Source organism: Sporosarcina sp. P16b, assembly GCF_002743065.1.
Taxonomy (GTDB): Bacteria; Bacillota; Bacilli; order Bacillales_A; family Planococcaceae; genus Sporosarcina.
The window spans coordinates 63,603-73,157 of record NZ_PDYO01000011.1; the positions used below are offsets into that span (position 1 = coordinate 63,603).

The 9,555-nt window shown below is 41.1% G+C and carries 12 protein-coding genes and 5 tRNA genes; all 17 read left to right on the forward strand.

What is annotated here, in order from left to right; all coding sequences use genetic code 11:
* Positions 1–19: 19 nt before the first annotated feature.
* The 17 genes from CSV77_RS17320 to CSV77_RS12415 all read left to right on the forward strand — a co-directional run bounded on the left by CSV77_RS17320 (position 20) and on the right by CSV77_RS12415 (position 9,351).
* Positions 20–325, forward strand: a complete 306-nt coding sequence (locus tag CSV77_RS17320) for a transcriptional regulator (protein WP_099628036.1) — start codon at positions 20–22, stop codon at positions 323–325.
* 4 nt (positions 326–329) lie between these two features.
* A complete protein-coding gene (locus tag CSV77_RS12340; protein WP_029054722.1) occupies positions 330–680 on the forward strand; it encodes a type II toxin-antitoxin system PemK/MazF family toxin in 351 nt (116 codons plus the stop codon).
* Positions 681–866: 186 nt separating this feature from the next.
* A complete protein-coding gene (locus tag CSV77_RS12345) occupies positions 867–1,694 on the forward strand; it encodes an RsbT co-antagonist protein RsbRA (RefSeq protein ID WP_099673663.1) in 828 nt (275 codons plus the stop codon).
* A gap of 1 nt (position 1,695) precedes the next feature.
* Positions 1,696–2,058 carry an STAS domain-containing protein gene (locus CSV77_RS12350; protein ID WP_083034138.1) on the forward strand — a complete coding sequence of 121 codons (363 nt, stop codon included), beginning with the start codon at positions 1,696–1,698 and terminating at the stop codon, positions 2,056–2,058.
* A gap of 2 nt (positions 2,059–2,060) precedes the next feature.
* Entirely contained in the window at positions 2,061–2,462 is a 402-nt protein-coding gene (locus CSV77_RS12355; protein ID WP_099673664.1) for an anti-sigma regulatory factor, read from the forward strand.
* 13 nt (positions 2,463–2,475) lie between these two features.
* Positions 2,476–3,480 carry a PP2C family protein-serine/threonine phosphatase gene (locus CSV77_RS12360; protein ID WP_199203746.1) on the forward strand — a complete coding sequence of 335 codons (1,005 nt, stop codon included), beginning with the start codon at positions 2,476–2,478 and terminating at the stop codon, positions 3,478–3,480.
* Positions 3,481–3,582: 102 nt separating this feature from the next.
* The gene (locus tag CSV77_RS12365; RefSeq protein WP_099673665.1) at positions 3,583–3,924 is read left to right on the forward strand and encodes an STAS domain-containing protein; all 342 of its coding nucleotides are present in this window, start codon (positions 3,583–3,585) and stop codon (positions 3,922–3,924) included.
* Positions 3,911–4,384, forward strand: a complete 474-nt coding sequence (rsbW, locus tag CSV77_RS12370) for an anti-sigma B factor RsbW (protein WP_099673666.1) — start codon at positions 3,911–3,913, stop codon at positions 4,382–4,384. Before CSV77_RS12365 ends, rsbW begins: the two co-directional genes overlap by 14 nt.
* A complete protein-coding gene (gene sigB, locus CSV77_RS12375; protein ID WP_099632486.1) occupies positions 4,359–5,144 on the forward strand; it encodes an RNA polymerase sigma factor SigB in 786 nt (261 codons plus the stop codon). The genes rsbW and sigB overlap by 26 nt, the downstream gene beginning before the upstream one ends.
* Positions 5,144–5,740 carry a PP2C family serine/threonine-protein phosphatase gene (locus CSV77_RS12380; RefSeq protein WP_099673667.1) on the forward strand — a complete coding sequence of 199 codons (597 nt, stop codon included), beginning with the start codon at positions 5,144–5,146 and terminating at the stop codon, positions 5,738–5,740. Before sigB ends, CSV77_RS12380 begins: the two co-directional genes overlap by 1 nt.
* Before the next feature lie 112 nt (positions 5,741–5,852).
* A complete protein-coding gene (locus CSV77_RS12385) occupies positions 5,853–7,994 on the forward strand; it encodes a Tex family protein (RefSeq protein ID WP_099673670.1) in 2,142 nt (713 codons plus the stop codon).
* A 14-nt stretch (positions 7,995–8,008) separates the two neighbouring features.
* Positions 8,009–8,461, forward strand: a complete 453-nt coding sequence (locus CSV77_RS12390; protein ID WP_099632488.1) for a SprT family protein — start codon at positions 8,009–8,011, stop codon at positions 8,459–8,461.
* A gap of 257 nt (positions 8,462–8,718) precedes the next feature.
* A tRNA-Glu gene (locus tag CSV77_RS12395) sits at positions 8,719–8,790 on the forward strand.
* 52 nt (positions 8,791–8,842) lie between these two features.
* A tRNA-Gln gene (locus CSV77_RS12400) sits at positions 8,843–8,917 on the forward strand.
* Positions 8,918–8,989: 72 nt separating this feature from the next.
* Positions 8,990–9,065, forward strand: a tRNA-Lys gene (locus tag CSV77_RS12405).
* A gap of 88 nt (positions 9,066–9,153) precedes the next feature.
* A tRNA-Leu gene (locus CSV77_RS12410) sits at positions 9,154–9,240 on the forward strand.
* A 37-nt stretch (positions 9,241–9,277) separates the two neighbouring features.
* Positions 9,278–9,351, forward strand: a tRNA-Gly gene (locus CSV77_RS12415).
* The last annotated feature ends 204 nt before the right edge of the window (positions 9,352–9,555 follow it).

The window sequence follows — 9,555 nt, forward strand, 5'->3', positions numbered from 1 at the left end:
ATGATATAGAAATAGAGGGATGGGTTTGTCGGAGGTGCTCGATTTGCGTACGGATAAAAACGATAAAAGAATACTTAGTATAGCCTCAACCAGATTGCAACAGCAAAATGAAGACGCGATCTTTCAATGGGAGCAAGTGCAAGAAGATTTCGTTTATACGACAGATGTGAAACATATCAAACATGGCGAAGCTTCATTATTACGTGAAGCCATGATTAGAGGTTATGTGGAAATGTCGCAAATCAACCTCAACATAGCGGCAGAATGTTTATATGCGGAATTTGAAGCTCAGCATACCGTAGAACGTTGCGTCAGCGGAGGATGAAAAGTTGGCAATTAAACGCGGAGACGTCTTTTTTGCAGATTTGTCACCTGTAGTCGGTTCTGAACAGGGTGGGACCAGACCGGTACTAATCATCCAAAATGATATCGGTAACCGATTCAGTCCTACAGTGATTGTGGCAGCCATTACTGCACAAATACAAAAAGCAAAATTGCCGACACATGTCGAAATTACAGCGGCACGGCATGGATTCGAGCGGGATTCAGTCATCCTGCTCGAGCAAGTCCGCACAATCGACAAGTCAAGGCTTACAGACAAAATAACACACTTAGACGATGCGTTAATGAAGCAAGTCGACGAAGCTTTACAAGTAAGCTTCGGACTTATTAAATTTTAGCATACATATACTACTAACTTTTATTGCAGATGGCGCCAGTAACTAATGGCCCCTGAAAACACTATAGCCAACCGGTTATAGTGTTTTTTTTATAGTAATTTCGAAAAAGTTGGTTAAAAACATGTAGTTTGTAGAGAAATTCGATACAATAGGGATAACTGAAGATGTAGGGAGGAACAAATAACGATGAACGAAGTCATGAAAAAAGGTATAGCCGAGAATATAGATATAATCACTACGCGCTGGGTAGAAGAAATGAAAGAGAATGCTGATGAGCGTTTTCTAGATTTAATGCCAGCAGCTGTAGTAGCTACAACTAGTAGAGAGTTTGCAGATTTGATGACATCTAATCTATCGTACCGTGAAACAGTGGACAAGGCACGATTGGATGAGTTTACGGAGAAAATCATTCATTTTGGATGGTCAATTAAGTTTATCAATCGGGCAATTGATACGTTTTCTAGCGTCGTATATGATCTATTCTATGAGAAGGGGATTTTACAGGACTCCAACTTGCGCGAAGGGGTTACTATTTTCTCAAACTGGATCAATCCGCTAAGAGAGAGCATAATTGAAGAATATGCTACGAAGTGGGAACGTACGGACAGCTTGCAGAAGATTGCATTGCAAGAACTATCGGCTTCTTTGATTCCGGTATTCGACAAGATATCTGTCATGCCGTTAGTCGGTACAATTGATACAGAGCGTGCGAAATTGATTATGGAAAATCTATTGGAAGGGGTTGTCAAGCAACGCGCTGAAGTCGTGTTACTTGATATTACAGGTGTTCCGGTAGTAGATACGATGGTTGCGCACCATATCATCCAAGCGGCAGACGCGGTTCGTCTAGTTGGTGCGAAATGTATGCTAGTTGGAATTCGTCCAGAAATCGCGCAGACTATTGTGACTCTTGGTATTAATCTTACAGACTTCTCAACGACAAGCACGTTACGCAGAGGGATGCAGAAGGCGCTTGAAATGACAGGACGGACAATTGTGGAGGAGGAAAAGTAGTATGAAGATGCGAATCCCAATTCTAAAGCTAAAAGACACGTTGATTGTATCTATTCAAGTAGAACTTGATGATCAGACCGCTTTACAATTCCAGGAAGATTTATTGAATCAATTGCATAAAACGTCTGCACGAGGCGTTGTAATTGATTTGACACCCATTGACTTTATTGATTCATTCATTGCAAAAGTGCTAGGTGATGTTATTCATATGACAAGTCTGATGGGCGCGAAAGTAGTTATCACAGGTATTCAACCATCTGTAGCCATCACGTTAATTGAATTAGGTATCCGTTTAGAGAACGTGACAACTGCATTAGATCTAGAGAATGGGCTAGAGAAATTGACTAGAGAATTGGAGGCCTGACCATGGAACACAGGTCTTCTATAGAGATCAAGACGGAGTGGGATATTGTTGCCGCTAGACAATTGGGTCGTAATGAGGCGAAAAGTACGGGCTTTGGGACAGTCGACCAAGCGAGAATAACGACTGCCATAAGTGAATTAGCAAGGAATATATATCTTTACGCAGGAAAAGGTCGAATCGAAATTGTGCCTATCACAGTAGGCAACCGGGTTGGTTTACTTATTACTGCTTCCGATGAAGGACCAGGAATTCCTGATTTGCAAAAAGTTATGACAGATGGCTATACAACTTCCGGAGGATTGGGTGCAGGAATGCCAGGAGTTAAACGATTGATGGATGATTTTCGTATAGAAACAGAAGTGGGCGTAGGTACCACTATTACAGCGACGAAATGGTTGCACTAGGAGTTGAAGGGTATTGCCACAAGAGGCGGGTAAGCAGTATAAGCAAATGCTGGAGAATTATCTGCACTCCAAAGGAGAAGAAGATCTCTATTTGGGACAGCAATTCAGCCGCAGCTTCATAGAAAAAAGTATTGCGCCGGAAGACGTCATTAGTATTCATAAAAATTCTATTGAAGAATTAATTAAAGATTTGCCGGCCGATGTCAGCGTGTCGTTCGATTTTTTAATTGAAATGATGATTCATTATGGACTGGCGCTTAAAGAGCATCAGAGTTTGATCCGCAAACAAGAAGCCATTCAAACAGAGATGGATATTGCTGTTAGAGTACAAAACACTTTGTTGCAAACGTCAACTCCTGTGTTGGAGGGTCTCGATATAGGTTGGATTTCCAGACCGTCGAAGCAAATGAATGGAGATTATGTGTATTTTCTAAAGGAAACAGAACAAGAAGTTTGCTTGGCTGTAGCTGACATAATCGGAAAAGGCATGTCAGCAGCTATGCATATGTCTATGGTGAAGTTTGGTATGGATAGTCTGCGATATGAGAAAAGAAATCCTTTTGAAGTGTTGAGCTTTATTAATAAAATGGTGGAACAAAGCATTGCTGATTCTATGTTTATTTCCATGTTTTATGGAAAATACGATACCAAAAATTCGGTATTTCGCTATTCTTCGGCAGGCCATGAGCCGGCTCTATTTTATCGTGCGGCAGAAGATTCGTACAGTTTGCTTGAAAGTAAAGGTCTGTTACTTGGTGTTCAAGAAGAAGCGGTGTATGAAGAACGAACTGTGCGTCTTGATGATAATGATTTCGTCGCTATTATGACGGATGGTGTAACGGAAACTAGAACCGATAAAGGTTTCATTGAGATGGATGTTATAGAAAATTTATTGCGCGAAGTGCGTTCAGAAAGTGCACAAGCAATGGTTGACTATTTATTTAGTGAGCTTTCTAAAATGCAAAACTATGAATTGCATGATGATTTCACACTTGTAATTTTGAAGAAAACAAAATAAATGTTTAAGAAATTAGAGAATGGGTATAAAACAATGAGTGTGTAGCAAGTAGGATTACGCTGTGCATTCAGAGAAAATAGAGAAAACGATCGGGGTGGCGAAATGAATTTACAAGTTGAGCAAGTTGATAAAGATCTCGTGCATAATTTTAAAATTATCGGAGAGATCGATATATATACAGCGCCAAAATTAAAAGAGTATTTGGCTACTTTAGAGTTAGTGGAAGGAATCGAAGTAGAATTGGATTTGTCTGAAGTGAATTATATGGACAGTACAGGCTTAGGCGTATTTGTCGGATACTATAAAGAAGTAAAAGCGTGTAATGGAAAGTTAGTCATCAAAGGACTAAACCGACGCCTTTATCGATTGTTCGAAATTACGGGCCTCAGTGAGATTATGGAGATAGAACAATCTAAAGGTGGCGAAGACAATGCAAGCGTTTGATTACATCGAAATAAAAGTTCCGGCAAAAGCTCAGTACGTAGGTGTAGCTCGTTTAGCTATATCAGGTCTTGCGAGTCGTATTGGATTTACATATGATGAGATTGAAGACTTGAAGATCGCTGCAAGTGAAGCGGTGACGAATGCTGTGCAACACGCATACAATGATGAAAAAACGGGTGAAGTAATCCTAGGGTGTGCCCTTTATAAAGATCGTCTAGAAATTGTTGTGACGGACCATGGTCAAAGCTTTGATTTTGAAGAAACAAAGAAAAAAGTCGGTCCTTATCAAGACTGGAATGAAGAATCACCTCTTAGAGAAGGTGGATTGGGACTTTACTTGATGGAAACTTTAATGGATGAAGTCAAAGTTGACCATGGGGAGGGTGTCATTGTTTTCATGACCAAATATTTGGGCAGAGAGCGGGGAGAGGATCATGTCAAATCAACAGTCTTCTCGTGACAATGAGACAAAAGAGCAAGTCATTAAATGGATACATGAATACCAGGAGAATAATGACGACTATGCGCAGACGCAACTAGTCCTACATTATGAGCGACTGGTACACTCAATCGCGCGCAAATACTCGCGTGGACAATCGCATCATGAAGACATTGTCCAGGCGGGAATGCTAGGACTATTAGGCGCAATACGAAGATATGATCCCGAACAGGGACGGAATTTCGAGGCGTTTGCTGTACCGACAATTATCGGGGAAATCAAACGTTTCCTTCGTGATAAAACATGGGCTGTTCATGTTCCGCGAAGAATCAAGGAGTTAGGGCCGAAAATCAAAGCGGCGGTTGAAACGTTAACGACTGAATTTCAGCGATCGCCAATGGTCTATGAAATAGCGGAATACCTAGGTACTGATGAGGAATTAGTGCTTGAGGCGATGGAGATGGGCAGAAGCTATCAAGCGCTATCAATTGACCATACATTAGACGCGGATTCAGAAGGTGGAACCATTACACTGCTTGATATTATTGGTGAGACGGATGACGGTTTTGAAAAAACAGATCAGCGTATGCTGGTTTTGAATGCACTGAACGTTTTAACTGAGCGTGAACGTCAGATTATCCAGTATACATATATCGATCAGATGAGTCAGAAAGAAGCCGGAGAATTACTTGATATTTCTCAAATGCATGTTTCGAGACTGCAACGGAAAGCAATTAAGAAGTTGCAAGAAGTAATCCTAACGAGTGGTGGTGCAAATTAGTGGAAACTTTTGAGAATGACTATGTAGAGGCATATATATTCCAACAGTCCAAAAAAGGTAATAAAGATTCTGGGGATGCATACTACATTCATTCAGAAGAAGATTATTTCATTTGTGCTATTGCAGACGGCTTAGGCAGTGGAACAGAAGCGAAAGAATCTGCTGAAATAATTCCACAAGTCTTAAAGTTGTATCACCATGAATCACCTGACGATTTGTTACTGCGTTGTAATAAACAGATGTTACATAAACGTGGCGCGGCAGTAGGGATTGTAAAAGTGTATTTTGAACAACAAACTTTGGAATATAGTTGTGTCGGTAACATTCGAATCTATATCCTACAATCAAATGGTCAGATGATTTATCCTTTACCAGTAATGGGTTATCTATCCGGACGACCACAATCGCCCCGTACGCAAAGGTATCCTTATAACAAGAATGACCGGTTCTTCCTCCATTCTGATGGCGTAAACTTGCGAAGTCCTAAAAAGTACTTGCAAGAAAACTCCACTTCTTATCAATTATATAAAAAGGTTGAACGTACAATTGAAGATAATGATGATGCGACATTCATCGCAGCAAGCCTGCTTCATTAAGTTGAAGCGGCTTTTTTGTGTTTGAAAATAAAATAGTTGCAGAAGGAAACTGCGTTAGAAACATGCTATTATATGGAAAGAAGAGAGGGTGGTTGAATTGTCAAAAGATCTTATGGAAGCAACAGCAAGCCGCGCAGGAATCAGTAAACGCCAAACGGCAAGTGTCATCGCTCTGTTGGAAGAAGGCAACACTGTACCTTTTATTGCGCGTTATCGAAAAGAAGCAACAGGTTCACTTGATGAAGTGCAGATCAAGGAAATTGAAGACGCCTATCATTATATCAAGTCGCTTGAACAGCGAAAAGAAGAAGTTCTGCGTTTAATCGATGAACAAGGGAAGTTGGATGATACGTTAAAGGCAGATATTGAGCGTGCAACGGTATTGCAACGAATCGAAGACTTGTACCGCCCTTATAAACAAAAACGACGTACGAAAGCGATGATTGCGATTGAAAACGGCTTGGAACCTCTTGCTGACCAATTAATACAGCAGTCATCTGTGAATATTGAGACTACAGCACAAGCCTATATCAATCATGAAAAAGAAATTCTTACAATAGAAGATGCGTTAGAAGGCGCTAAGTTCATCATTGCGGAAAGAGTATCGGAAGACGCGACGATGCGTGAAAAGATTCGTAAAATCACATGGGCATCTGGGAAACTGACTGCTACCCTGAAAAAGGATGCGGAAGATGAACGGAAAATTTTTGAAAATTACTATGAATATGAAGAGCCACTCAGTAAAATCGTGCCTCACCGCGTTTTAGCTATTAATCGAGGAGAAAAAGAGAATGTGCTACGTGTGGGGGTTGGTTTCCCGGCTGATCGCATCATTGGGGATCTCGAGCGTACGTATCTAAAGCGACATCCTTCTTCATCTGCGGTATATATAAGAGAAGCGTTAGAGGATTCTTTCAAACGATTAATTGCCCCTTCAATAGAGAGAGAAGTACGAACGACGTTAACTGAAAAAGCGGAAACGCAGGCAATTCACGTGTTTTCGGAAAATCTTCGGAGCCTTCTATTACAGCCGCCGTTAAAAGGTAGAACAGTACTAGGCGTAGATCCGGCGTTCAGAACAGGATGTAAACTTGCGGTAGTAGACGAAACGGGAAAGCTTCAGGATATTTCTGTCATCTATCCTCACCCACCGAAGCCGCAGAAAGAAGCATCAAAAAAAGTAATACTCGATTTATTGAAGAAATATCCGATATCTATTATTGCGATTGGTAACGGAACTGCATCACGCGAGACAGAAAAGTTTATCGTCGATCTAATCAAAGAAGTGGACGAGCCGGTTTCCTATGTAATTGTCAATGAAGCAGGAGCGAGCGTATATTCAGCATCCGCAAAAGCGCGTGAAGAGTTTCCAGACCTGCAAGTAGAGCAAAGAAGTGCGGTATCCATTGCGCGAAGATTGCAAGATCCATTGTCTGAGCTAGTGAAAATCGATCCCGAATCTATTGGTGTGGGGCAATACCAACATGACGTAGCGAAAAAGAATTTGACAGAATCACTTTCATTTGTTGTGGAAACAGCGGTGAACCGAGTGGGGGTGAATGTTAATACTGCTTCATCTTCGCTATTACAGTACGTTTCAGGTCTATCAAAAGCCGTGGCGGAGAACATTGTCAAGGCTAGAGAAGATGCAGGAAAGTTCACAAAACGTACAGAGTTGAAAAAAGTACCGAGGCTCGGTGCGAAAACGTATGAACAGGCAATTGGCTTCTTACGCATACCGGAATCGAAAGAGCGCTTTGACTCGACAGGAATTCATCCAGAGAGTTATAAAGTGGCAGAAGCAGTATTGAAAGAGTTGCAACTTGACAAGTCCCAGCTTGGTACAGAAGAAGCGACGATTGCTCTTGAACACGTGGATATCACGACACTTGCTGCGCAGTTAGACGTGGGAGAGATCACATTGCAAGATATTATCCAAACATTACAGCGGCCAAATCGTGACCCGCGTGACGATTATCCGCAACCTTTATTGAAAGCGGATGTACTCGATATTAAAGATGTACATGAAGGAATGGAAATGCAGGGAACAGTGCGCAACGTAGTGGATTTCGGTGCATTTATAGACATAGGTGTTTCGGAAGATGGATTAGTTCACATATCCAAAATGAAAAATGGCTATGTCAAGCATCCTTTAGATGTAGTGGCATCCGGTGATATTGTTACAGTATGGATTGATTCTGTTGATCGTCAGAAAGGGCGTATCGCATTATCCATGCTTCCCCTTAAGAAATAAAGGAGAGAATCAGCATGTCAGAAGAATATTTACAGCAGCTGGTTGAGCAGATTTCATTGGAAATTTTCCATAAGCCGTTTGTCCATCAAGCGATTTTTAATAGTAGACTGCGGACGACGGGTGGTCGCTACAAGTTAAGTAATCATTATATAGAGATTAATCCGTTAGTGATTAAGCTTCATGATGAAGAAGAATTAATCGGGATCATTAAACATGAACTTTGCCATTATCACCTTCATATAGAAGGAAAGGGATATAAACACGGAGATTCGGATTTTAAAAAGCTGCTAAAAGAAACGAATTCACCCCGTCATTGCAAGCCACTTACGGAACGCCGAGCGAAAAGTACAATAATCCATTTATATCGTTGTACAGCTTGCGGATTGGATTATCCTAGACGTAGAAGAATGAATTGTGCGAAGTATCGCTGTGGAAAATGTGCAGGGGAGATTTCAAAAGTGAAGTGAAGATATAAAAGGCATTCAATCTTAGCGATTGGATGCCTTTTAAATAATGGGACAAACAGAAGTGAAAGAAGACTTTGCGGCTTGAGATTTTTTAATTGAAAAGGTTGTCATATCAACGATTCAAAGCGCATTGAAAAGTTATTTAAAAAAGATTGCTTAAAAAGGTTGACGAACGGCAAGACCCTGTCTATAATAGTAAAAGTCGACTAAGATAAGCGCAACAAACGGTTTGCTTGCTGAAGCGTCAATATAACTTAGGCCCCTTGGTCAAGCGGTTAAGACACCGCCCTTTCACGGCGGTATCACGGGTTCGAATCCCGTAGGGGTCACTTTTAATAAAACAAACAAATCCCTGAAGATTTGATAGTAGGTTATCATTGATGGGGTATAGCCAAGCGGTAAGGCAACGGACTTTGACTCCGTCACTCGTTGGTTCGAATCCAGCTACCCCAGCCATTTTTACTGCGTACTACACGCGTTAAAGAGATCAAAGGTATTTGGAATGATTTGTTCCTTTCATTTTAATATGAGCCGTTAGCTCAGTCGGTAGAGCATCTGACTTTTAATCAGAGGGTCACAGGTTCGAATCCTGTACGGCTCACCATTCAATTTAAAAAAGTTTAAAAAGTTTTTAAGAAAGCTCTTGACTTATTAAACTGAAGGTGTATACTAGTAATTGTCGCTAAAACAAAGCGGTAGTGGCGGAACGGCAGACGCGCTAGGTTGAGGGCCTAGTGGGGGTTAACCCCGTGGAGGTTCAAATCCTCTTTACCGCACCAAACATTCTCACCATTACAATTCAATTACAAATTATATGCGGGTATAGTTTAGTGGTAAAACCTCAGCCTTCCAAGCTGATGATGGGAGTTCGATTCTCCCTACCCGCTCCATTATTTTAAAAACAAATGAACCTTGAAAACTGAACAGCAAAACGTTAACGAAATACAGTTTGTGCACCTAACGGTGACACAAACAAAATGAGTATCTTAATTGATGCCAGCAAATGAAACTCGAGCTAATCGAATTTTCATTTTACTGACTGACAAGATGTAGTGAAGTACTAGGAGATGAAGGAGAGAAGGAGGGAGCGTACT